Origin of the sequence: Paenibacillus donghaensis, from assembly GCF_002192415.1 — a bacterium.
GTDB lineage: Bacteria > Bacillota > Bacilli > Paenibacillales > Paenibacillaceae > Paenibacillus_AQ > Paenibacillus_AQ donghaensis.
In genome coordinates this window covers 1,558,500-1,583,092 of sequence record NZ_CP021780.1, presented here as the reverse complement: position 1 = coordinate 1,583,092, position 24,593 = coordinate 1,558,500, and the positions used below count along the sequence as shown (strand labels likewise).

Genomic DNA, 24,593 nt, shown 5'->3' with positions numbered 1-24,593 from the left:
CTCTTATGTAGTTTCGGAGAATTGGCTTAGGCGTGCTGCGCTGCTCTGAGGCCCGCTCTGCTAATGGGAAACCGGCCGCTCCGGCGGAGCAGGCTGCACTGGCGCATGAATTCTCAGCAGCCGCCGGGCGCGGGCACGAATGAAATAACCGAACAAGGCCGCCAGAATCTGCTGGAACAGCATCCCGGAGATGACCGGCAGGGCCACGGCGGGAGGGAAATATTTGACCGCGAGTACAGCACCGGCACTCAGATTGCGCATGCCCGAATTAAACTGCACCGCCACTGCGTCCTCATAGCTCCAGCGCCGCTGCCGCGCCACCAGAGCTCCAATCACATAGCCAAGCAACACTGTCACAAAGGTCACTGCGATAATCAGCACCAGCTTGCCGTCGGGATGCTTCAGATAACGCGCAATGCTCGACCCATTGATGGCGACCACCACGAACAGCCCCACCTTCACAAAAGGTGCCAGCGGCGGGCCGCATACGGTATTGACCTTGCCCTTGGTCCATTGGTTCAGCAGCATCCCGACCAGGGAAGGCAGCACCACCATCCACAGCAGACCTTTCATCATCTCCCCGATCTCAATCTCCACACTCGCTCCCATCAGCAAGTACAGCGTACCCGGCACGATCAGCGGCGAGAGCAGCGTATCCAGTAAGATCAGTGCCAGCGTAAGCGCAATATTGCCCCCATAGATCGACACCCAGACCACACTCACCACACCGGTGGGGATCGCAAACAGCAGTACATACCCTGTCACCGTATACACATCACCCGGAAAAATCGCCATCGCCGCTAGCCAGCCAATCAGCGGCATCACGACATGCAGAATCAGCATCAGGATCAGCAGCTTCTGCGGCTTCAGCAGCACCGTCACCATATCGTGCATATTCGATTTGAAGCTGCCGACCAGTGTCATGAAGGCAAAAATCCACGGCACAAGGCCCGTATGCGGCAGCAGGGTCTGTTCGCTCAGAACGCCGACGGCAATGGCGGTGGGCGTGATCAGCGGCATGATTTTCTCCAGAAAGGTATTGGAGCGGATCAGCCCTTTCCTTACATTAGCTAACATGGGCAGTTCACCTTATGTATGAAGCCTCATACATTCCTTATCTGTAAAATTAATTTCCAGCTGTCTCTGGATATAACGGCAGAATGCTTCATCCTCCAGTTTCAGACCGTCTACCTCCTCACATGGGTGACATGAAGAGTCCGGGATCATTCTCTTTGAGCGCTGCCTCGATCAGATGGGCCTTCCGCATAGTCACGGTAAGGATAGATTTCTTTATCATGCTGCATATTGCGCCCCAAGTCCAGGGCATTTTAAACTCTACCTAACTCCGAAAGCATCTAATTTGGCCTTCTGAGCGGAATAAGCGGCATCGCCACAGAAAAAGGACACTCGCCTCTTACGGAAAGTGCCCTTTTTGCTGTAACTTGGTCTAGACTCCCTGCGGAAACAGTGCATCCAGCGCCGGACAAGGCTGCTTATCCAGAAACTTCGCCAGTGGAGCAGGCATGTTGCTGTAAAGATCCTTAAGGGAGGTTCCCTGATAAATGTTGCCGATAATGACCGGATGGCACAGCTCGGAGATCAGGATATCACCGTTGCCGTGCAGATGAAGCTGCTTCTTGCCTTCAATGCAGTGCGGGAAATACACGCCCGGTTCCTCCTGGAAGCCCAGCGCCTCCATAAAACGGTCCATGCAGGTGAAATACAGCACAGTATCTTGCTTTTTATTGTCGATCAGCTCTTGAACGGCCAGCTTCAGCTGCTCACGGGCAGCAATCGATTTCCAGCCGGTATGGTCCATAATGATACTGTTCTGAATCTCATGCGTGCGTACCCCCATACTGTACACATGCTCGCTGATCTCCTGCATATGGCCTTCGGTTTCGTTGAACAGCAGCGTTTCCAGTACCACATCGACGCTGGTGGCGGCGAACATCGTGATGTTTTCTCTGATTTTGGCATAGATCGTTGGATGAATATTGTAATAGCGGGAGAAGGCTTCCGCCGTGGTGAAGTTAAAGGAAATATGGATCGTGGTCAGCCCGGCTTCTACAAGCTGTTCAATCCGCTCCGCATTCAGCAGGCTCCCGTTCGAGTTCAGCTGAGTCTGAATCCCTCTCGATGAGCAGTAGGCTACGATCTCCACACATTCCTGGAACTTCAACGTAACCTCGCCTCCGGACAAGCGTACCCGCTTCAGCCCTGGCAGCTCCTCCAGAATCCGGATTACCTCTTTGGCATCCAGCGATTGTCCGTCATTTCTATTATAGGCACAGCAGTAATCGCAGCGAAAATTACAGTTGGAGGTGACTCCGATCTCCAGCCCCTCAAGCTCATAGGTGAGCGGTTTGTCCAGCTCCAGTGATTTATATCTTGTGCTCATGACCCAACGTCCTCCACAAATTAGAATAAGCCCGCCATGAAGGCAGGCCTTAACGATTATAATGCTTTGCGGCGGAGGAATATGTGACTTTTATTCTATCGCTGTACTTTGGAGACGGCAGGGCATCTATCCTACTCTTTCAAAAAAGCGCGCGGCGAGACATACACAAACCGCTCTGCAGGAGCCATCACATGGCTCTTCTGACGCGGAAAGTGGCGGTACAGATAGTCGACGAAATAGCCGGGATTCTCGGCATTGCCGGCGAAGATGTCATAATGCAGCGGAATCACTGTATCGAATCCGGCAACTGCAGCGAATTCAGCTGCTTCCCGGTAGCTCATGTTGCCGGCAATATTCCGCTTATTGCGGAAGTAGTCACGGCCGTTGATTGGCAGCAGGGCCAGGTCAATGACAAGCCCGCTTACCGTCTCCACCAGTTCCGGGAACAGCACTGTATCTCCGGCATGATAGAGCGTGACGCCATTCAGTTGAATGACATACCCGACATATTTCGGGTGGCCCTGCTCGTCCCACTCCAGCTGCTCATGCGCAGCAGCCACCGGCAGCACCTTCAGCTTGGAGCCGATTGATAACCACTCAGCCGTTTCTGCCTTGAGATATTGCCCTTCTGTCAGGCCAAGCTCCAGCAGCTGGTCCTTGCACACACCCGGAGCCACCACCTGCAGTCCTGGGTTGCTGCGGATGATCTGTGGCAGGGCATCCTTGTCCAGATGGTCGGAATGATCATGCGTGATCAGGCATATCTGCGCATTCGTGATCTCTTCCGTAGCCACCGGAGGCGGGAATGTGCGGTCGGGGTTGGGACACACATAAGGGTCAATGTAGAGCGTAACCCCGTCGCCTTTGATAATTACACTTTCCTGCCCCAGGAACCAGACCGCCACTGTACCGTAAGGCACCTCTGTGCGGTTGACCTCCTGAATAATTATTGCACCGGTGCGTTCATCCTGTTTCTTCATTAAACAACGCCTGCCTTTCCTTGGTCTGGGTTCTTTGTTGTAATTGTTGTTACGGCTGAAGCTCTAGCGATTTCTGCATTTCCGCCCATTCCGCCGTGCCGATAATCCCCAGCCGCCAGAACGCCACACCTTTGAGATTATATCGTTTAGCCAATCCGATCTTGGTATTCATCGAGCTTTCGTTCTCACTGGCGGTGGAGATCCCCAGTATCAGCTTATCCTTATTTACCTCTTTCAACGCAAGCCGGATGGCTTCATCTACAAGTCCTGTAGGCTCGGGGGATTTCTGGTCGCCATAAGCATAAGCCATCAGGATCAGGTCATCGGCGAGCGTGCCCAGCGTTTTGTAGTCATAGCCGGTATACGCGCTGTTGAGCGGGTGCACAATGACGGTAACCTGCAGATTGGCGGCGTGAGCACGCTGGGTGAGCTTCTGCACAAAAGCATTATAATCCGCCTTCGCCTTCGCTTTGTCCCCGCTGAAGCCCAGCTGCTCCAGATCGAGCGCGATGCCCTTGAAGCCGTTCTGTACCGCTGTATCTATAATTCCGCTGATCGTCTGCTCCTGAAGCTGCTTGTCCTCCAGGTTCTTGGTCAGCTCCAGGCTGCCATCTTCGGAGAATACCATCAGATATGGTGCTGTACCGGCGGCAGCTGCATTCTGGATAATCGACTCCGGCGTCACATCACCGGCAGGTTGCGGCCAACGCCAGGGCTTGACCGCAGTGGTATACTGCCCGGATTGATCAAGCTGGCTCCAGCCAAAAGCAGCCGCATCGAAGCTCGGAAGCATCGCGATCTGATCATACGATTCCAGTGCGTAGAAGCCAAGCGTGTACATGTCCTTCTTCGGCGAAGTAATGGATACCGTCTTCGTCGCCTGGCTCCAGCTCACCCCTGCCCCAAACTGCTGGCCGAAGAAGCTGAGCGGAAGCATCGTGGTGCCGCGGATATCCTGCGGGGCTACCGCCAGCGGGACCACTGCGCCGTTTACGACCGCATTTTTGCTGCCCAGCGTTAGTACAACCGTCTTCTTGCCTGCCGCATCCGTCTTCGTGGCGGTGATCTTCCTCGCCTTCTGGTTCCATTCCACCTGAATGCCCAGCGCTTCCGAGATCGCCCGGAACGGCACCATTGTGGTACCTTTCATCATTACAGGTGCTACAGGGAAGGGCAGCGGATACCCGTCGAGCATAATGCTGACCCCTCCGGCTGCTGCATAGGCTGAGCTCTGCGGTATAACTGTAAGACTCCCGAATGTGAGGGTAACTCCGAGGAATAATTTAGCTAATTTACTAGTCATGAGTGATAAGTCTCCATTCTGCTAGAGTATGAGCAAGGCTTGTATATAACTCTACTACTGTTTAGTAGTTTAGCAAAATAGATGAAAGAAAGAAATCGAACCTTTCGATCCCTCCCAAACCCTCCCTTCCAAGGGAGGGCCCCAAAGGGCTGCACCCTCTGGACACCCGCAAATTTGGCGAATGAGCCTGGCGGTACGGTGATTAGGAGGCTGGGGAGGTGGGAGCGCTTATCCCTACGGGACCGCTTGGACGCCGCATGGGCTGGCCCGCTATCCCTGACGGAATGCACGCCGGAGGCTAAGGTCAAAGGCGGGCTGTTCCTGCAGAATGCGCAAGACCTTAACGGCAAGGGCGGGCTGTTCCTGCGGAATGCGCAAGACCTTAACGGCAAGGGCGGGCTGTTCCTGCGGAATGCGCAAGACCTTAACGGCAAGGGCGGGCTGTTCCTGCGGAATGCGCAAGATATTATGACTATTTAACCAAAAGAGTTACTACTTAGGCCTCCCCCATGAACTAGCGGTAGAATTTCTTGCCACTTATACATACCTTATCATCAACAGAAAAAAACCATAATTTCCTACACAAAGAACAAAATCACCCTGGCGGGTGAATAACTTTCTAGCCAGCGGTTATTTATCCGCTGGCTCTTCTTTTCTCACCAAGGTTCCATTACAAACAGGACAGAAAAACTCTGGGGATTCTCCGCCTTCCAGTTCATACGAACACTCGGCTACTATAAATTCAGGTACAGGGTCCATCATCCCACATTTCACGCAGATATAATCGATCCATACCTCTGGCTCCTCTTCTTCCTCCCATGGATTCCATAGGTCCAGTTCTTGTTCTTTATCCTGTCCGGACTTTTGGCCCTGTTCTTTTCCCATGACTTCGTATCCCCCATTTCTTTTGGTTTTCATATTCTCGCTGCTCGTCATAATAATAAATTCTCCCATATTCCGCATGCCAAATCACCACAAGCAACATCCGGTGCTTGCAGCAGGGACAAAGCATCGGGTCTCGCCCATAGCTCTCCAGCATCCGCTGGCGGTAGCTTTTCTTCTTCCTTTCCTCCGCTGGAAAAGTCATCTCGATTTGTTTGTGGACCATGTACCGCCACAGATTAATTACCTTTTGTGACTCTTTGTTTTTCCCCCGGCTGTATAGACCATAGCGCCCCACCATCCGAAAATGCTTGGGTGGAATGTGCTGCACCAGATCGTAAATGAATTTCATTACCGGCGATACCACATCCACCCGTTTGCCCGTTCGGTGATCCTCATACCAGTAGTGCACCTTGTGGTAGTTGTAGCTTACTACCCGGTACTCCGCGATCGCCGGACGCGCCAAATAGCGCCCAATGTATTTCGCTGCTCCTCGGGCATTTTTCATCCGCTGCTCCGCATTCACATAAAACCCCTGCGAATAGCGCTGGTATAACTCATTCACCAGTCTCTTTATACGTTCTTCCTCCGGATACCATTTCATCATTAAATCCAGTAGCAGTTTCTGCCACGATTTCCGCAAGTACTCATACGAGATATACTCCGCCTTCTTCCACTCCTTGTTCCGGTCTAGCGCGCCTTCCGTAATTAGCGCATGGATATGCGGATTAAACTTTAAATCACGGCCAAAGGTATGAATCACGGTAATCACACCGACTTCGTATTTCTTGCTCTTATTTTTCCGCCGGTAATAATATTGAATGACCTTGGCCACTTGGTTACTCAGTTCATTTAACTTCCGCCGGTCTTGAAAGAATACCTTGCGTAGTTCTTCAGGCACTGTAAATACGAGGTGGCGATGAGGTACATCTAGTATTCGTTCTTGCTGCTTTTCCGCCCATTCATCCGTATATTTCTTCCCACATCCATGACAAAAACGGCTTTTACAGGTGAAGCAAATAAACACGGGTTCCGGCGTTCCCTCCGTGCATCCCTTGCACTCATATCTGGCATAGCCCATATCCCGTGTACCACAGCGTATCGCTTTATTCACGGTTTCTATCATGCTACTGTGGAGTTCCTTGGGCAGATGATGTCCGTGCATTTCCATGAATCCATGAAAGTGATCTTTTAAAATCTGCCGGATGACTCCTCGTTTCTTCCACCTCTCCTGATTCTTCACGTCCATCCCTCCTCCTTTTTTCATCGGAGTTATCCACATTTTTTTACACTCTATAATTTCCTATACAATAAGAAAAACCTGAGGCTCTGCCTCAGGTCCTTTGTGTGTTCTCGCCTTGCTTCTACGTGTAAAAAGCTAACTATCCTCCGTTTCGGCGGGTGTCATCGGAATTAGAGGGAATTCCCTTTCTTGTGTTCCTCTTATGTAGCCCTTAATAGAATGATTAATTTTCATATCCTTTTTGAAGGGACTCCCTCAACCCATGATTTTATACTTTCTGATACTTCAAGTAGAAACGGCATCGCCGTCCTCCCTTACTCTACTAGTTTCCCATTAGCCAACAAGAGCTCTGTCATTTGCACTGGTTTCAGTCTTTGTCTGGCTTGGATGAGGTATATCTTACTCAAATATATAACCAACGTACAATTGTCCAAACCATCTCTATTCTTGTTCATATACATAGACTATACCAAAAAAAAGGAGATGAAACCCACTTGAAAAAAGCTTTTATTACTGGTGTGACAGGTCAAGACGGCTCTTATCTGGCCGAACTTTTGCTAAGCAAAGGTTACGAAGTTCACGGGATGGTCCGCAGAAGCAGCTCAATAAACACAGAAAGAATTGATCATCTCCTGGAAGGTCACTCCGGGGACCGGCCGGATTTCGTCCTGCACTATGGTGATCTTGCAGATCCGGGAGGCTTAAGCAGGCTACTCCACAAGATTGAGCCTTCTGAAGTCTACAATCTGGGTGCGCAAAGCCACGTCAGAGTGTCCTTCGATATTCCGGAATTCACGGCGGATGTAGACGCACTTGGTACGATGCGCCTCCTGGAAAGCATTCGGGAAGTAAACCCCGGCATCCGGTTCTACCAGGCCTCCTCCAGCGAATTGTATGGCCTTGTTCAGCAAGTTCCGCAAAGTGAGCAAACATCGTTCTATCCCCGCAGCCCTTATGCCGTCGCCAAACTGTACGCTTACTGGATAACCGTTAACTATCGCGAAGCTTACAATCTGTATGCTTGCAACGGGATCCTGTTCAACCATGAATCGCCGCGCCGGGGCAAGAATTTCGTAACTCGCAAAATTACAATCGGCCTCGCTAACCTCTTGAATGGCAAGCAGGAGCGTCTTGTGCTCGGCAATCTGGATGCCAAGCGGGATTGGGGCTTTGCCGGCGACTATGTGGAAGCGATGTGGCTGATGCTGCAGCAGGAGCAGCCGGAAGACTATGTTATAGCTACAGGCGAAACTCATACCGTAAGAGAGTTCTGTGAGCTTGCCTTCCGCCATGCCGGAATTACGCTTGCCTGGACAGGGGAAGGCAAGGACGAAAAAGGGATTGATGCCAGTACGGGACGCGTACTGATCACGGTCAGCGAACAATATTTGCGGCCCAGCGAAGTCGATCTGTTGCTTGGCGATCCGGCCAAAGCGCGAACGAGGTTGGGCTGGGAGAAAAAAGTATCTTTCAAGGAACTTGTTGAAATGATGGTCAAGAGCGATCAGGGTGTCTGATGGATACCCTGTCTGCAGGATTAGCTTCACTTCATCTATTTGCAACCTACACCTCAACTGAGAAAGGAGTCACCTTTGTTGGAGAAGAACAGTCGGATTTATATAGCTGGACATCAAGGCCTTGTCGGCTCCGCTCTGATCAGAAACCTGCAGGATAAAGGATACACGCATATCATCGGTAAAACACGGCAGGAGCTTGATCTGACAAACCAGGCGGCAGTGGAACATTTCTTTGAAACGACGGACATTGACTATGTGTTTTTGGCGGCTGCCAAAGTCGGCGGGATTGGGGCGAACAGCACCTTTCCCGCAGATTATATTATGGAAAATGAACTTATCCAGTGCAACATTATACGCAGTTCATTTAAGAAACGTGTTAAAAAGCTTATTTTCCTGGGCAGTTCCTGCATCTATCCCAAGCTCTGTCCTCAGCCTATTAAGGAGGAGTACCTCCTTACGGGTCCGCTCGAAGAGACGAATGAAGCCTACGCACTGGCTAAAATATCAGGACTCAAAATGTGCCAGTACTATAATCGCCAGTATGGAACCAATTATATCAGCGTTATGCCCACCAACCTATATGGGCCGAACGACCAATTCGATGTCAACAACTCCCACGTCATTCCAGCCATGATCGCCAAAATTGATGCCGCCAAGTCAGCAGATCAGCACAGCGCGGAGTTGTGGGGTACGGGAAATCCGCGGCGGGAGTTTCTGTATATCGACGACATGGCGGACGCCTGTGTGTTCCTGATGGAGCATTATGACGGAACGGAGTACCTTAATATCGGTACAGGAGAGGATCTGTCCATTCGCGAACTGGCGGAAATGGTGAAGTCTGTTGTCGGTTTCAACGGCGAGCTGCTGTTTGATGCCACTAAGCCGGATGGAACGCCACGCAAACTGCTGGACGTATCTAAAATGGAGAAGCTCGGTTGGACGGCGAAAACCCGCTTGGAAGTAGGACTTGATAAAACCTACCGCTACTATCTGAACCACGTTAAGTAACTTCATAAACGACAGGCTTCGCATTCTGCAGCTCAATATCGGGGAGGTGAAAAAATGGATAAATATGCGGTTATCATGGCCGGTGGTGCTGGAACGCGGCTGTGGCCCCTCTCCAGGGAACACAAGCCAAAACAGTTTATCAGCGTGGAAGGAATGAGCAGCATGCTGGAGCAGACCCTTGCGCGCATTACCGAACTGATTCCGCCGGACAAATGTTTTGTCATAACTAACAAAAATTATGCAGAGCTCACCCGTGAAGTGCTTAAGACAATCATTCCTGTGCAAAATATTATACTTGAGCCACTCCGTAAAAATACCGGGGCTTGTATCTCCTATGCGGCCTTATGGCTGGAACGTCGATTTCAGACCGGCTCGGTCTGTTTCATTCCGGCTGACAGCTTTGTCAACAACAAATATGAGTACCTTAATGCGATCCACCAAGCGTATAGGGAGAGTATAAACAGCTCCGCTCTGACCATCATTGGTGTGAATCCGACCTACCCGGCCACCGGCTATGGTTATATTAAGATTGATCCGAGCAAACCATCCGTTTCCAATCATATCTCCCGTGTACTGCAGTTCAAGGAAAAACCCGATATGGCCACTGCCCGCACCTACGTAGAATCCGGGGCTTACCTGTGGAACAGCGGCATGGTCGCAGGCAATCTGCAGACCTTCAGGACCGGAATTCAGCAGCATATGCCGGAACACTTCAATATCCTGTCAGCAGTTTTGGACCAGTCGGACTCCCCTTCCTACGATTCGTCTATAGAGGAGGCTTACAGCCAGTTACCCGATATATCGTTCGATAACGGTGTGCTGGAACAAAGCAGCAGCCTTACGGCTATTAAGGGCTACTTCGATTGGGATGATATCGGCAGTTTGGACTCGCTGGCTACAATGATCGGCCAGGACAGCAGTGGTAATGCCGTCAGCGGCAGCCACATCGGAATGGACACTCATGATTCTGTAATATACAGCAGCGATATACTTGTAACTTCCATCGGGGTCTCGAATATGATAATTATCAAAACAGAGGATGTTCTGCTGGTTTGTCCCAAGGAGCGGGCCCAGGATGTCAAAGCGTTCGTCCAGTTGTTGAAACGCATCGGATACGGGGAACGGACCTGAAATTGCGCTTATCCCCTTGACGTAAAGGAAATACGGAGGTGATTAGGAAAAATGGAACGGGTACGATTTATGCTCATCAGAGGTTACAGCCACAGTATTTGGATGGATGTACGCCAACTGCTCGAACAGCTCCTTTTCGCAGATTTGACTGGAAGAATTCCGGTAGTGCATTGGGGCAGCAGCAGCTTTTATAACGGAAAGGTTTATAATAACGCTTTTGACATGTATTTTGAGCCGATATCTAACTACGTAATCGAAGACTTAATGAAACCAGAATACAGCTTTTTCCCCTCCGCATGGCAGCATGACAACCTGCTGCTGCCTGATCCCGGGCAGGTCACGCTGACCGAACGGAGCATCGGGGAAATGCTGGAGAGCGATGCTGATGTCGTGGTATGCGACACGTATCCGAACAAACTGTCCATCCCCTCTCTTGTTAGAGAGGATCACCCTTTATACGGGATGAATTCAGTGCAGATGTACCGTTCTTTGATGCATAAATATTTGAAACTAAAGCCAGACCTGACAAACAGGATCAATAAGTTTTTTTATTCCAATTCTATGCATGAAGGACCTGTGCTGGCTGTTCATGTCCGCGAAAACTTTACCATTAACGAATTTGAGCACAATTTAAACGAACGCTATCATTCCAAGATGTATAAGCTGAAAAGAAAGCCTGAGCAGAACACCAATGATACACTTAAGATTCATCAAATTTACCGGATTCATGAAGTGAACAAACTTGAGTCGACCAACAAGGTCTATCATAAGGAAATCCAGTATATGCTTGGGAAATTCAACATCAAAAAGATTTTCCTGCTCACAGACTGCACGGAAATTCTGGAAGAATACCAGCAGTTGTATGGATCGATGCTTGTGCATACAGATGCGCTGCGGCATTCGGCTAATGACGTCGAGGCTCCTTATCTCGAAACGCATATGCACCGTCGTCAAAACGGAATAGACGCCATTCTGGACGCCTATATTGCCGCGAACTGCAACTTCTTCATCGGTAATGGCTATTCAAAAATGTCTCAAGCGGTCACGTATCTTAAGGATTGGGCCAATACCAATTACAAATTGATGTACTGGGTACCGGAAAATTCGAAAACAGTCCATTATTCGCAGGTGGACTCCATCGTGTATCCTGACAATAAGTACGTAGGCAAATTCAGGCAGCTCGCTTATAGTGCGTCCCGCGCTTGGAAGCAATTGAAGGAGCGTTAATTCATTAAAAACCAAAGAATTGAGGTGCTCCATACGAATGCACGAGCAAAAATTCTTGCTTATTAAGACGTGGGGGTGGGGATTTTGGTCGGATATGGACCACCTGACCGGGCAACTGCTTGTAGCTGAGCTGACGAAACGGATACCTGTGGTGTACTGGGGGCCGCACAGCTTATATAGTGAATATATTGATACAAATGCCTTTGAATTATACTATGAACCTGTCTCCTCACACACCATAAATGATGTAATCCGGCCGGAACACACTTTTTTTCCTCTGATCTGGAATGCAAGCAACGCCTTGGTCGAGGATCTGGATAAGACGGCGCGGCTTCACCGCGGTATTGGGGAACTCATGGCCAGCAAGGCGGATGTGGCCGTCAGTGACGTCCATTTCTACTCAAGGCCGCTGCTCGCTTATATTCCGAAGGATCACTGGGCGTACGGAATGAGCGCAATACAGATCTACCGTCAGTTGATCCGTAAATATTTACGCTTAAAACCGGATATTGAAGCGGAAATCAATGAATTTCACAATGCGCATCTGAAGGACCACCGGCCTCTCCTTGGCGTCCATATCCGGGCCAGCGACAAAATACGCGAGGTGGAGAATCTTGCACAGCTTAACAAGCAGTACGATGGGGAAATCCGTAAAGTATTGAAGGAAGGCATCGGCCGGATATTCCTGATAACGGATTGTGATGATTCTATTGATGACTTCAACAAACGCTACGGTCCCATGGTCGTATACACCGATTGCGTGAGAGCTCCCCGCAACTCGGTTGACCAGGCTCCCCATCTGCAGAACTTTGTCGTAAAAAGAAGAAAAGGCATCGAAATCATCAAAGATACGTACCTTGCCGCCAAATGCGACTATTTTATCGGCAACGGGTATTCCAACGTCTCTTTTTTCGTCAACCGCCTGAAGGATTGGCCGGACAGCCACATTAAGCTTTTCTACAGAACATTGAAGCAGGATAAGAGAAACACCCGCAAAAGGGCAAAAGCCGAATGGGCCACCAAAAAACATCGGGCCAAGCAACACCGGGCTCAATACCCAAGTCTGTACGGAGGTGATTAACCAACATGAGCAGTGACCGATTTCTCCTAATTAAACCTTGGGGGTACAGCATTTGGGCAGACGTGGATCATATCGTAGGCCAGTTGCTGATGGCAGAGATTACCAGCCGGACTCCGGTGGTGTACTGGGGGATGGATAGTCTGTATTCCGAGTCATTGACGGAAAATTCGTTCGAGTTGTTTTTCGAGCCGATCTCCGAACATGCGCCCCATGAACTCACGCGATCCGATTATTCGTATTATCCGTCCACCTGGAACAGTCATAATGTTTTGATGGAGGACCCCGACAAACTGAAATGGGAGCTCCGAGATTTACAGGACATGGTAGCCACTGATGCCAACGTGCTGGTGAGTGATGTGTATTACCATGTCAGCTCTATTGTACCATTGATACCCGAGCGGCACCCTTTATACGGCAAAACAGCACACCAATTGTACCGGTATCTGTTCGACAAATATATTAAAATCCAGCCTCGTATTATTGACGAAGCCAAACAGTTTATCTATGTGAATCCACAGTTCCGTGATGAAAAACCGATCTTAGGCGTTCATATCCGGGCCAACGCACTCGTCAGTGAAATCGGACAAATCTATAATCTCAACGAATTTTATCATCCTAATATATGGAGTTTCATGAACAATTTCGAATGCCGCCATCTGTTTCTCATTACAGATCATTATAAGTTCGTACGCGAATTCCAAAAAATTTATGATAAATACGAGACGTTAATTGTAAGTGATAGCCGAAAGACGTTCTTAAAAGGAAAAGTCCATCCGAACCGGTCTAATTTTCCAAACCAGCGGCATAAAGGAATTGAACTCATAAAAGACACCTCAGACATTATTAAAGACACTTACCTTGCCGTTCAATGCGATTATTTTATTGGCAACGGGTATTCCAGCTTGTCGAATACGGTTCTGCGGATGAAAGATTGGCCGGAGAAAAACATCAAGCTGCTGTATTAAACATGAATAATGACATCCTCACACAGCGACCGTTTGCCAGTATTCCACTGGAGAGCGGTCGTTTGTTTTTTCTAAAGGGCTGAACACTTTTGAAAAATCACTCTTGCATCCCGTAAGATTTTGCTTTATTCTAATAATGAAAATAATTTTCTCGTTTATGTTAATAATACTAAAAATAATTTCAATATTCGCCAAAGAAAACGAGGTGGTGTTATGTCTCCAATCCTGCATGCCCTGGAGCACGGGAAGTCCAAGCTGTCCCAAATGGAACGCAAGCTGGCCGAGCGAATTCTCGCCTCGCCCGGTGAGGTTGTGCATATGGGCATCACAGAGCTGGCGGAGCAATGCGGCCTCAGCCCTGCAACGATAACGCGTTTTTGCAAGGCATTACATTTCAAGGGCTTCCCAGATTTCAAGATGAAGCTGGCGACCGAAATCGCCCACAGCGATGCACCTCAGGATGGCAGCTCCTCTTACCAGGATATTGTAGCGGGCAATCCGCTCACGGTTATTGTGGAAGCCATGCAGGCTAACCATTTGGCCTCCATCCGGGATACAACCTCACTGCTGGATATTGAGCGGCTGCAGTCCGCTGTAGATCTATTATGCCGGGCGCGGCGGGTCGATCTGTACGGGATGGCGACCTCCTCTATCGTCGCCCAGGATTTCTACCAGAAGCTGATCCGCATCGGTGTGAACTGCACCGCCTTTGCCGATTCCCATATGCAGATCACTTCCGCTTCTTCGCTCTCCGAAGGCGATGTCGCATTCGCGGTATCCTATTCCGGAGAGACTCCGGAAACCATTGATGCCTTAACCTGTGCCGGTGCCGGCGGCGCCAGCACGATCGCTCTAACGTCTTATGGCAGCAGCACATTGGCTACCCTGGCCGATATCCCGCTGTTCTCCTCATCCCTGGAGCAAGGGATGCGGCGCGGAGATATGGCTTCGCGCATAGCGCAACTGCATATTATTGATATCCTGTTCACGGGGATGGTCAGCACGCGGTTTGGCGATTTCATTCCCAAGCTGGAGCAATCTTACCTCAATGTCCAATACTACCGTAACAAACGAGGAGGTTTATCCTAATGAATATTTTAAAGTTCCGCAATGATGAGGATTTTGTGGAGACCGGCGCGAATCTTATCATCAGCCTGCTGCAGAGCAACCCCAAGGCCGTACTTGGTCTCGCTACCGGCAGCTCTCCGGTCGGCGTCTATGCCAGGCTGGTTGAAATGCACCGTAAAGAACTGGTCAGCTTCTCCAAAGCTTCCTCCTACAATCTCGATGAATATGTAGGGTTGCCCGTGAACCATCCGCAGAGCTACCGCAGCTTCATGAATGAGCATCTGTTCAATCATATCGACATTGATCCTGCCCGGACGCATGTCCCTGACGGCAATGCCGCCGACCTGAAGGCTGAATGCCTCACCTATGACAAAATGCTGGAGGATTATGGTCCCGTGGACCTGCAAATTCTCGGCATCGGAAGCAATGGCCATATCGGGTTCAATGAGCCGGATGCCAGCCTGAGCAGCGGCACCCATGTTGTCGATCTGCTGGAAGAGACACGGGAAGCCAATGCACGCTTCTTCCACAAGCTGGAGGATGTGCCCCGCCAGGCAGTCACGATGGGAATCGGCGGAATCCTGAAGGCGCGGCAGATTGTACTGCTGGTACGCGGCGAGGAGAAGGCCGAGGCAGTAAAAAATGCGCTGGAAGGCCCGATTACGACCCAATGTCCGGCCTCCCTGCTGCAAAGCCACCCCAACGTTGTCGTTCTGCTGGATGAAGGAGCAGGCAAATGGCTAAAATAAGCGCTGGAACTGGAGAGCTGCTGTTCGGTAAAGTATTGACTCCCCGCGGCGTGATTGATCAAGGGGTCATTGCTGTTTCTGAAGCCCAGATTCATTATGCGGGCGAAGCGACTTGGCTGCCGGAAGATTATGCGCACTGGCCGGCAAGTGGACAAGACGCAGAGGGTCTGCTCATTCCGGGATTCATCGATGTGCATGTGCACGGCGGCGCCGGCCATGACTTCATGTATTGTGATGCCGAGTCACTCGATGCTATTACTGAATTCCACAGTTCACAAGGAACAACCACCATGCTTGTCACCACGATGACGGCACCCAAGGCTTCCATTGACCGCGTCCTGTCCGTGGTGAACACGTACCGTTCCGCTCCAATGCCCTTCGCCCAATTGGCGGGCATGCATCTGGAGGGGCCGTTCATCAGCCCGAAATGGTCCGGTGCGCAGAATCCCGAGCATATCGTTCCGGCCAATATAGAATGGCTTGAACAATGGGAAACGGAATATCCGGGATTGATCCGGCAGGTGACCCTGGCACCGGAACGCGAGGGTGCGCTGGCAGCTATTCTCTGGCTCAGAAAGCATGGCATAACGGCAGCCCTCGGGCATACCGATGCAACTTATGAAGAGGTTATTGCTGCGGCAGATGCCGGATTAAATCAGGCTGTGCATATGTTCAACGCCATGACGCCGCTGCATCACCGCAAACCGGGAAGCGCAGGAGCCGTTCTGTCCGATAAGCGGATACGGGCAGAGATCATTGCGGACGGCATTCATGTTCATCCCGCCGCGATTGACTTGCTGGCCCGGCTTAAAAGCGCCGGCAATCTGCTGCTCATTACAGATGCCATGGCTGCCACCGGGCTCATCGACGGCGAATATAAAATCGGCGATTTGCCTGTTGTGGTGAAGGATGGCATAGCCACCCTCAAGGAAAATCCCGCAGCCCTGGCAGGAAGCACACTGACGATGATTCGCGGTTTTCGTTATCTGGTGCAGACCGTTGGCCTCAGCCTGGAAGAAGCTTCCCGCGCGGCAAGCCTTACCCCGGCACTGTCACTCGGCATAGAGCGGAGCACGGGCACCCTGGAAGCCGGCAAGCGCGGCGATATCCTGCTGCTTGACGGTGAATTGAATTTATGCGGAGTATGGGTTTGCGGCCGCAAAATTCACACAAATCAAGCATAGTTCCAAAATTAAATTAGAGAGAATCGATATACAGCCTTTTAGGGTGAATTCCTGCAATAATACAGGATTTTTCGGCGAAAGGATCGGTTTGGCGAGAAACAGGCAACTGATTGCGGAAGATATCTTCAGGCAGACTTCAGGTAGACCTCCGCCCGAACTCGTATGGATTTCGACCGAAACGCTCACCCCACCAGGCGCTGGCCGAAGTGGGGCGCAGCGTATTGCCCCGGATGACAATGATCATCGACATGGGGAACAATCGAATGGAGCACCCACTAAATAAAGGGGTACGGTTCGCTCCCCCTAAAACATATAGATTCTTATTTAACAAGCAGAAACGGTTGCCGTCCTTTTAGGGACGGCAACCGTTTCTGCGAGAAATAGAAGGATAAAAGATCAGGTAGAACTTATACTTTCTGATATTTTAAATAAACCACCGGCCCAGAGAGCAGCCGGCGGTTCGACAAAGCTTAGTTCATTGCATACGGAGCAGCGGCGCGCGTGAAACGCTCCAACGCCTCGGCGAGAATGGAACGCGGGCAAGCCAGGTTGATCCGCAGGAAACCCTGCCCTTCGGTGCCGAAGACGGAGCCTTCGTTGAAGGCGACCCGCGCTTCTTTGTACATCAGACGCTTCAGACCTTCGCTGTCCAGCTTCAGCCGGGTACAATCGACCCACAGCAGATACGTGCCCTGCGGACGCATCACCTCTACCTGCGGCAGCTCCCGGGTGAGAACGTCGATAGCGTAATTAACATTGCCGTCGATATGCAGCAGCAGCGCATCCAGCCATTCCTCGCCTTCATTATAGGCGGCCTGCACCGCCTCCGGTGCCAGGAAGCTGGCCATATGCAGGCTCAGCGTCTTCAGCTTGCGTTCAAACTTCACTCGCAGCTCCGGGTTCGAAGCGACAAGATATGAGGTCTGCAGACCCGGCAGGTTGAAGGTTTTGGTTGCGGCAAGCGTCGTAACGGTTATCGCAGACAGCTCCTCTGACAGCGATGCGAATGGAATATGGCGGTGTCCCGGCAGTGCCAGGTCGCAGTGGATCTCATCCGATATCACCGTTACCCCGTAGCGCAGACACAGCTCGCCCAGCTGAAGCAGTTCTTCACGCTCCCATACTCTCCCCCCTGGGTTATGCGGACTGCAGAGCAGCAGCAGCTTCGCTCCTCCCTGCATCAGCCCTTCCAGTTGCGCATAATCCATCTCATACCGGCCGCCCCGCAACAGCAGCGGATTGAGGGCAACCTTGCGGTCATTCATCCGGATGACATCATAGAAAGGATAATACACCGGAGACTGGATAATCACCTCGTCCCCAGGGCTCGTAAACAGCTCCACCGAGAAGCTTAGCGAGGTCACGATTCCGGGGGAATCCGTAATCCAGCCCGGAGAGATCTGCCAATCATGCCGTCTGCGGTACCAGTCGACGATAGCTTCCTTATAGGAGTCACTGGGAACACTGTACCCGTAGATTCCTTCTTCCACACGGTGCAGCAGCGCTTGCTTGACTGCGGGCGGACTCTCGAAGTCCATATCCGCTACCCATAGCGGCATGATATCCTTGTCTCCAAACAGCTTCTCCGATTGGTCCCATTTGTAGGAACGGGTATTGCGGCGGTCGATCACACGATTGAAATCATACTTCAACAAAAGTCACCTCATCCTTCCACACTTGTCCGGTTATTGTACCATGAGCAAATGCGCAGAGACCAGCCTAACCTTCTACTCCAGCATCTCAGGGCAGCTTATATAGAAAGATATTAAGGGGGTTTAACTGGCTTTCCACCCCCTCTTTTTATATACTAGAGACTAGCTTCTATTCCCTCTTCTCACCACCTAAATCGATCAAGGAGGCACACATTAATGAACATACCTGAGCATCTAATTAAACCCTTCCCCGCCTACGAGGATGTATTTTATGATGATATCGAGAACCACCGTAAGCATTTTTTGCCGATCTGCTCGGTGAATTTGCAGTGTATTTTTCCGAAGCGGGATGAGTGGGTGCATTTCGTGTCAGTCAAGGAGATCTACGGCGTCAGCTTGGGCGATGAGACCCAGGCCTATCATACCGCGTTCTGCAAGGAGGATATGATCGGCTTCGATGTGATTGAAGGCAAATACAAATTCGAGGCGGACTGGAATTACTTCCGGATCAATGAGGAGGAATACGGCGAAGATCAGGAGGAAGGTTATGCCCTCAACAGCGAGGATTACGAGCTGCGCAAGCAATTGTATCAGAAAATACATAGTATCTACCCCTATTCCACTTATGACTCAGATTTCGCATCCGTCGATGAATTGGTTCAGGATCTCACAGTCAAGCACATTATGGGCTGGGAACACTCCTATCCAGAGATCAATGGTGTGCTGGATGATATAGGCTTTCAGTCAGAGGATTGGCAGGAACATATGAGTGAATACGGGGATACGCTGGGAGAGCAGCTGGCGTTCGAGCAAACCAATCTGATCCATGTGCCCAAGAACAACAAGGGCGAGGTCCTCACTTATATCGGCAGCTTTACGGGGTATTACTTCCAAGCGGCCGCTGCCGACAATGTGTATCTGTTCTATGACCGGGAGCTGGCCAAGGCGGTAATCTGCTTCGAGTACACCTGATTAGCTGAGAAGCCTGCCGCTGTATGTATTTTTCTGCACAAAAACACATAAATCCCCGTAACCTTAACGTCTAAGGCCCGGGGATTTATGGTTTAATTAAACTATTCAATTCGATCTTTTCCTCCAGCAACAAACCATGTGCTACACATCGGTATTGTTATTCATTTTTTCCGCTGATTTCCCGCGTACACGATGTTCACGAGCTGCGTTATCACGGACGCCTCTCCTAGTGTGAGACCTCGTATTCGTACGCTTCGCTAACCTTTTCCACTGGAATCGCACTCCTTCTTAGCAAGCTTGTTCTTGCTTTGAATGGGACTTTCCTGATGACTCCGGTTTCGCTTGAACAACGGTTGGCCTTAGTTCCCACATTCCCACGGTCTGCACCAAGGACGTTGTCACCTCGCCCTGGATATCCTGCCTCCGATTCCGGAATGTTTCGCTAACGCTGGTACATCGGTTTCTCTCCTCTCTTAAACTAATGAATTAATTTAAGGATTGAGCGAATCACCTGAGGAATGTTTGTTGCTTCCTTGGTGATGTCTCTATCATAACGCATATTATTCCAATTTTAAACTTTCAAAATCGCTGATATTCTCCCGTTCCCCCCGATATTCCGCGATAGCCGCCGCCCATTTCACATTCTCTTAATATTTCTTGCGATTCTTGCCTTTTCCTGCGTATGCGTTTACATTCTGATCATAATCACACAACAACAGCACCATAAGGTGCTGTTGTTATATGAAATAGCCTCCTCTGAGGCTGCTTTAACGCTTTTCTTTTACACTATTTATACTAAACTAACGCCCGATCTCCAACCGTCCGCCCCACCTGCATCAGGATATCGGCCATCGACGCCGGATCGTTGACATCATAATCATCAATGTTTAAGCGCAGCACCGGGCAAGCGTTGAACCCATTGATCCACTCTGCATACCGGCCATGCATATGCTCCCAGTAGGAGACATCTGTCTGAATCTCCATCTCGCGCCCGCGCTCCTGAATCCGGGTCAGAATCGACGGCAGACTGCCTTCAATATAGATCAGCACATGGGGATGCGGGAAATAAGGTGTCATTACCATAGCCTCATAGAGGCTGGTGTAGGTATGGTAGTCGGTTGGGGACATCGTGCCCTGATCCGCATGCATTTTGGCAAAAATACCGGTGTCCTCATAGATCGAACGATCCTGCACGAAGCCGCCGCCCAGCTCGAACATCTTCTTCTGTTCCTTAAAGCGCTCGGCTAGGAAATAGATCTGAAGATGGAAGCTCCAGCGTTCGAAATCATGATAGAACTTCTCCAGATACGGGTTCTGGTCCACCTGCTCCAGCGAGGTCTGAAAGTTCAGCCGTGAAGCCAAAGCGCCAGTCAGCGTCGATTTACCGACACCCACCGTTCCGGCTACAGTGATAATAGCGTTGTCAGGGATATTATAGGGATTCATGTTAGCAGCTCCTTTACTTGTGAGGCAATTTCGGCAAAATGTTGCGGGTTCTCCACAAAGTCAAACTGATTCCCGTCAATCGCAAGGATCACTGTGTTCGGTTCCGTGACCGCCAGCGAAGCCATCGCCGAATCATAATCTTCAATTAACTGCTGCAGATAGGCATTATCCATTTCAGCCTCAAAGGAACGGCCGCGTTTGGCAATTCGGGTCAGCAAGGTGTCCAGATCCGCTCTGATGTAGAGTATAATATTCGGCTTCGGCAGATCATCGGTCAGCACATGGTAGATTTCGCGGTATTTGTCCCGTTTCGTGCCCTTCAGTGTGCGTTCGCCAAAGATCAGATTCTTGTATATATGATAATCCGAAATGACAGCCTTGCCTTTATCTATGTACTCCAGCACGGTGTCCTCCAGCTGCTTGTACCGGTTGCATAGAAAGAACATCTCCAGCTGAAAGCTCCAGTCATCCATATTCTGATAGAATTTGCCCAGGAACGGATTCTCCTCGACGATTTCTTTAATGACCGGCAGACCCAGCTCTGCGGCCAGCATGGTGGTTAATGTGGTTTTGCCGGCCCCGATTGGCCCTTCCACGGCTATAAATGATGCGTGTTTCATCGGTGTTGATTTCCTCCTCAGATGCGATCCCTGCCTGCTCGGTTCAGCTCCAAAAAACAGACTAAATTATTGTATCACAATCTGGCCTATAGGGAGAGTCCTAATTTCCGGCAACCTTAGGGCAGCCAATAACCTTTATGGAGAACGGTGCCATGATGACACTGGAGTCCGTTAGTTGTGTAGCTACCGCTGCATTCAGCAATCTGACAACTCAACATATGCAGCAAGCTCCCCTGCATACATAGCTGCCTCCGAGCACACACCACAACAGCTTCGCCCCCTTACCGCAAACAGCCCCTGCCATATACCGGCGGGGGCTGTTATCTATAGAACACGAGATTAGCTCAATCGTCCACTGAAATCCTCATAAGCGAACTGGCGGATGACCTTGATACCCTCTTCTTCATTATAAGAAGCAATCGAAGGCAGATTCACGCCGTTGAACGTGTGGTTCTTAACCATGGAATAGTGGGCCATATCCAGGAAAATCAGCTTGTCGCCATACTTCAGCGGCTGCTCGAAGGAATAGTCGCCGATCACATCTCCGGCAAGGCAGGTCATGCCGCCAAGTCTGTAGGTGTGGGCATATTCTCCCGGTTCTCCGGCGCCAACAATGTTCGGGCGGTAAGGCATCGCCAGCACATCCGGCATATGGCATTCAGCCGAGGTGTCGAGAATGGCGATATCCATTCCGTTGTGCATGGTGTCGAGCACAGTAGCTACCAGATACCCTGTGTTCAGCGCTACGGCTTCGCCAGGCTCCAGGTAGATCTGCACATCGTATTTGTCTTTCATGTAGTTGATGCAGCGCACCAGCGTCTCCAGATCATAATCAGGACGCGTGATGTGATGGCCGCCGCCGAAATTCAGCCATTTCATCCCATGCAGGTATTCGCCGAATTTCTCTTCAACCACCTGAAGCGTACGCTCCAAGGTGTCCGAATTCTGCTCGCACATGGTGTGGAAATGAATTCCGTCGATCCCTTCCAGCTCATCCGGCCGGAAGTTCGGCAGCGTTACCCCCATGCGGGAGAAGTTGTAGCAAGGATCATACAGCGGCACTTCAAGCTCGGAATATTCCGGATTGACGCGGATGCCGCAGCTGACCGGTTTCCCGGCCTGCTTCACACGGTCCTTGAACCGATTCCACTGGTCAAAGGAATTGAAAACTATATGGTCGCTGTAGCCCAGCAGCTCATCGAACTCGCTGTCTACATAAGCCGGTGCATACACATGCACCTCTTTGCCCATCTTCTCGAAGCCCAGCCGGGCTTCGAACAGCGAGCTGGAAGTGACGCCATGCAGGTATTGACCGACCAAGGGATACAAAGAATGCATGGAGAAGCCTTTTTGCGCCAACAGAATCTTGGCACCCGTACGCTCCTGAACCGAATTCAGAACCTCCAGGTTACGGGTAAGCAGTCTCTCATCCACAAGGTAGCTGGGGGACGGCAAGGTGCTGATATCGATATTAATATCCATGAACTGGCCCTAGTCCAGCAGCGTTGGCGAGAAATCCTCTTGCCAAGGCAGCCCTTGCTTGTTCAATTCTTCCATGAACGGGTCCGGATTAAATTCCTCGACGTTGTAGACGCCTGGTTTCTTCCAGATTCCTTTTATAATTAACATGGCGCCGATCATGGCAGGAACGCCAGTGGTGTAAGAAATCGCCTGGGAGCCGACCTCTGCGTAACATTCCTCATGATCGCACACGTTGTAGACATAATACGTTTTAGGCTGGCCGTCTTTGGTGCCTTGAATGATGCAGCCAATATTGGTTTTGCCTTTGGTTCTTGGTCCCAGCGAAGCCGGGTCCGGCAGAATTGCCTTCAGGAACTGCAGCGGAACAATCTCCTTGCCTTCATACAGGATCGGCTCAATGGAGGTCATGCCCACATTCTCCAGCACCTTCAGGTGGTTGAGATAGTTCTGCGAGAAGGTCATCCAGAAGCGGATTTTCTTCACGCCCTTGATGTTAACCGCAAGCGACTCCAATTCCTCATGGTACAGCAGGTAAATATCTTTCGGGCCGATCTCCGGGAGATCGTAGACTTTTTTCTCGGACAGCGGCGCAGTTTCAATCCATTCGCCATTCTCGAAATAACGGCCATTGGCTGTAATCTCGCGAATATTGATCTCAGGGTTGAAGTTGGTCGCAAACGGATAACCGTGGTCGCCCGCGTTCGCATCCACAATATCAATCGTATGGATCTCGTCAAAATAATGCTTCTGCGCATAAGCCGTAAATACGCCGGTTACGCCAGGATCAAAGCCGCTGCCCAGCAGTGCGGTAATGCCCGCCTGCTCGAACTTCTCTTTATAAGCCCATTGCCAGGAATATTCAAATTTAGCAGTATCCTGCGGCTCATAGTTGGCAGTGTCCACATAATGAACTCCCGTTGCCAGACATGCATCCATAATCGTCAGGTCCTGATATGGGAGAGCTACATTAATAACGACATCCGGCTGGAAGCTCTGGATCAGCGCAATGACCTCATCTGTATTATCCGCATCAAGCTGAGCCGTAGAAATCTTCGTGCGGCCTCCGGCCAATTTATCTTTCAGAGCGTCGCATTTCGCCAGCGTACGGCTGGCAATGCAGATCTCTTCGAATACATCCGGGTTCTGGCAGCATTTATGAACAACAACACTCGATACGCCGCCAGCGCCAATAATTAATGCTTTTCCCAAAATGAATAACCTCCCAAAAGTCATATTTCTGCTCAAAAATCAACAAGGCTGATTATACATAAATCATCGCAATAAATCAATAAAAACCGACAAATATTGATCTTATCTGTGTAAAATCTGCAATTTTCCAATTCATACTCCGAAATGCATGAAAATACACCGAAATACTCTATTTTTCACAATGATGCGACTGAGCAGAGGATCAGATTTCAAACTATCTGCCTAAGGCGGAGGCGCATCACGACAACTAGATTATTGTATCACAGCCGGATGATCCTTCATATGTTTTATTCAGAAAACAATGAAAATTATCACCGTCCTTTCAGATCCGCGAAGATCCACTGAATACAAGCTCCGCATAATCTGCCTCTTCGGCTCTCCAGCCGAGGCCGATTACCATGGCGAACATCACAGCAAAAAGGCCGTAATATATTCTTTTACCCGTTTTTGTGGTTATGTTATCGTGGTTCCGA

General features: G+C 50.3%; 22 protein-coding genes and 1 pseudogene. 12 read left to right on the top strand and 11 right to left on the bottom strand.

What is annotated here, in order from left to right; all coding sequences use genetic code 11:
* Positions 1 to 60: 60 nt before the first annotated feature.
* The 4 genes from B9T62_RS06575 to B9T62_RS06560 form a co-directional block, all read right to left on the bottom strand.
* Entirely contained in the window at positions 61 to 1,077 is a 1,017-nt protein-coding gene (locus tag B9T62_RS06575; RefSeq protein WP_087914537.1) for a bile acid:sodium symporter family protein, read from the bottom strand.
* 370 nt (positions 1,078 to 1,447) lie between these two features.
* Positions 1,448 to 2,401 (bottom strand): radical SAM protein, encoded by a 954-nt coding sequence (locus B9T62_RS06570; protein WP_087914536.1) that lies wholly within the window; start codon positions 2,399 to 2,401, stop codon positions 1,448 to 1,450.
* A gap of 131 nt (positions 2,402 to 2,532) precedes the next feature.
* Positions 2,533 to 3,381 (bottom strand): MBL fold metallo-hydrolase, encoded by an 849-nt coding sequence (locus tag B9T62_RS06565; protein ID WP_087914535.1) that lies wholly within the window; start codon positions 3,379 to 3,381, stop codon positions 2,533 to 2,535.
* A gap of 49 nt (positions 3,382 to 3,430) precedes the next feature.
* Positions 3,431 to 4,684, bottom strand: a complete 1,254-nt coding sequence (locus B9T62_RS06560; RefSeq protein WP_087914534.1) for a stalk domain-containing protein — start codon at positions 4,682 to 4,684, stop codon at positions 3,431 to 3,433.
* 174 nt (positions 4,685 to 4,858) lie between these two features.
* Here B9T62_RS06560 and B9T62_RS06555 point away from each other — a divergent pair, with 174 nt between their 5' ends.
* Entirely contained in the window at positions 4,859 to 5,164 is a 306-nt protein-coding gene (locus B9T62_RS06555) for a hypothetical protein (protein ID WP_157685479.1), read from the top strand.
* Positions 5,165 to 5,314: 150 nt separating this feature from the next.
* On the opposite strand, the gene B9T62_RS06550 is transcribed toward B9T62_RS06555, so the two are convergent.
* Both B9T62_RS06550 and B9T62_RS06545 read right to left on the bottom strand, forming a co-directional pair.
* Positions 5,315 to 5,569, bottom strand: coding sequence for a hypothetical protein (locus B9T62_RS06550; protein ID WP_087914532.1), 255 nt, complete (start codon positions 5,567 to 5,569; stop codon positions 5,315 to 5,317).
* Entirely contained in the window at positions 5,532 to 6,815 is a 1,284-nt protein-coding gene (locus B9T62_RS06545) for an IS91 family transposase (protein WP_169834340.1), read from the bottom strand. Before B9T62_RS06545 ends, B9T62_RS06550 begins: the two co-directional genes overlap by 38 nt.
* Positions 6,816 to 7,303: 488 nt before the next feature.
* Between B9T62_RS06545 and gmd the strand changes: the two genes are divergently transcribed.
* The 10 genes and pseudogenes from gmd to B9T62_RS41685 all read left to right on the top strand — a co-directional run.
* Positions 7,304 to 8,326 carry a GDP-mannose 4,6-dehydratase gene (gene gmd / locus B9T62_RS06540; RefSeq protein WP_087914530.1) on the top strand — a complete coding sequence of 341 codons (1,023 nt, stop codon included), beginning with the start codon at positions 7,304 to 7,306 and terminating at the stop codon, positions 8,324 to 8,326.
* 78 nt (positions 8,327 to 8,404) lie between these two features.
* Positions 8,405 to 9,334 carry a GDP-L-fucose synthase family protein gene (locus tag B9T62_RS06535; RefSeq protein WP_087914529.1) on the top strand — a complete coding sequence of 310 codons (930 nt, stop codon included), beginning with the start codon at positions 8,405 to 8,407 and terminating at the stop codon, positions 9,332 to 9,334.
* Between the two features lie 54 nt (positions 9,335 to 9,388).
* Entirely contained in the window at positions 9,389 to 10,465 is a 1,077-nt protein-coding gene (locus tag B9T62_RS06530; protein WP_087914528.1) for a mannose-1-phosphate guanylyltransferase, read from the top strand.
* Between the two features lie 51 nt (positions 10,466 to 10,516).
* Positions 10,517 to 11,692 (top strand): O-fucosyltransferase family protein, encoded by a 1,176-nt coding sequence (locus B9T62_RS06525; protein WP_087914527.1) that lies wholly within the window; start codon positions 10,517 to 10,519, stop codon positions 11,690 to 11,692.
* A 37-nt stretch (positions 11,693 to 11,729) separates the two neighbouring features.
* Positions 11,730 to 12,773 (top strand): O-fucosyltransferase family protein, encoded by a 1,044-nt coding sequence (locus B9T62_RS06520; RefSeq protein ID WP_087914526.1) that lies wholly within the window; start codon positions 11,730 to 11,732, stop codon positions 12,771 to 12,773.
* Between the two features lie 5 nt (positions 12,774 to 12,778).
* Positions 12,779 to 13,738 carry an O-fucosyltransferase family protein gene (locus B9T62_RS06515; protein WP_087914525.1) on the top strand — a complete coding sequence of 320 codons (960 nt, stop codon included), beginning with the start codon at positions 12,779 to 12,781 and terminating at the stop codon, positions 13,736 to 13,738.
* Between the two features lie 213 nt (positions 13,739 to 13,951).
* Positions 13,952 to 14,827, top strand: a complete 876-nt coding sequence (locus tag B9T62_RS06510; protein ID WP_087914524.1) for a MurR/RpiR family transcriptional regulator — start codon at positions 13,952 to 13,954, stop codon at positions 14,825 to 14,827.
* A complete protein-coding gene (gene nagB, locus B9T62_RS06505; RefSeq protein WP_087914523.1) occupies positions 14,827 to 15,555 on the top strand; it encodes a glucosamine-6-phosphate deaminase in 729 nt (242 codons plus the stop codon). The genes B9T62_RS06510 and nagB overlap by 1 nt, the downstream gene beginning before the upstream one ends.
* Positions 15,543 to 16,739 (top strand): N-acetylglucosamine-6-phosphate deacetylase, encoded by a 1,197-nt coding sequence (gene nagA, locus B9T62_RS06500; RefSeq protein ID WP_087914522.1) that lies wholly within the window; start codon positions 15,543 to 15,545, stop codon positions 16,737 to 16,739. The genes nagB and nagA overlap by 13 nt, the downstream gene beginning before the upstream one ends.
* A gap of 143 nt (positions 16,740 to 16,882) precedes the next feature.
* A pseudogene (locus tag B9T62_RS41685) lies at positions 16,883 to 17,002 on the top strand (group II intron reverse transcriptase/maturase); the annotation flags it as partial.
* Positions 17,003 to 17,209: 207 nt separating this feature from the next.
* Here the strand turns inward: B9T62_RS41685 and B9T62_RS06490 are convergent.
* Entirely contained in the window at positions 17,210 to 18,391 is a 1,182-nt protein-coding gene (locus B9T62_RS06490; RefSeq protein ID WP_087920156.1) for a MalY/PatB family protein, read from the bottom strand.
* Positions 18,392 to 18,607: 216 nt separating this feature from the next.
* Between B9T62_RS06490 and B9T62_RS06485 the strand changes: the two genes are divergently transcribed.
* Positions 18,608 to 19,363, top strand: coding sequence for a siderophore biosynthesis protein (locus B9T62_RS06485; protein WP_087914520.1), 756 nt, complete (start codon positions 18,608 to 18,610; stop codon positions 19,361 to 19,363).
* A gap of 795 nt (positions 19,364 to 20,158) precedes the next feature.
* On the opposite strand, the gene B9T62_RS06480 is transcribed toward B9T62_RS06485, so the two are convergent.
* The 4 genes from B9T62_RS06480 to B9T62_RS06465 all read right to left on the bottom strand — a co-directional run bounded on the left by B9T62_RS06480 (position 20,159) and on the right by B9T62_RS06465 (position 24,120).
* Positions 20,159 to 20,809, bottom strand: coding sequence for a deoxynucleoside kinase (locus tag B9T62_RS06480; RefSeq protein ID WP_087914519.1), 651 nt, complete (start codon positions 20,807 to 20,809; stop codon positions 20,159 to 20,161).
* Positions 20,806 to 21,429, bottom strand: coding sequence for a deoxynucleoside kinase (locus tag B9T62_RS06475; RefSeq protein WP_087914518.1), 624 nt, complete (start codon positions 21,427 to 21,429; stop codon positions 20,806 to 20,808). Before B9T62_RS06475 ends, B9T62_RS06480 begins: the two co-directional genes overlap by 4 nt.
* Before the next feature lie 339 nt (positions 21,430 to 21,768).
* Positions 21,769 to 22,905 carry a carboxynorspermidine decarboxylase gene (gene nspC / locus B9T62_RS06470; protein WP_087920155.1) on the bottom strand — a complete coding sequence of 379 codons (1,137 nt, stop codon included), beginning with the start codon at positions 22,903 to 22,905 and terminating at the stop codon, positions 21,769 to 21,771.
* Positions 22,906 to 22,920: 15 nt separating this feature from the next.
* Positions 22,921 to 24,120: a saccharopine dehydrogenase family protein gene (locus B9T62_RS06465; RefSeq protein WP_087914517.1), complete on the bottom strand. Its 1,200-nt coding sequence runs from the start codon at positions 24,118 to 24,120 to the stop codon at positions 22,921 to 22,923.
* Positions 24,121 to 24,593 lie beyond the last annotated feature (473 nt).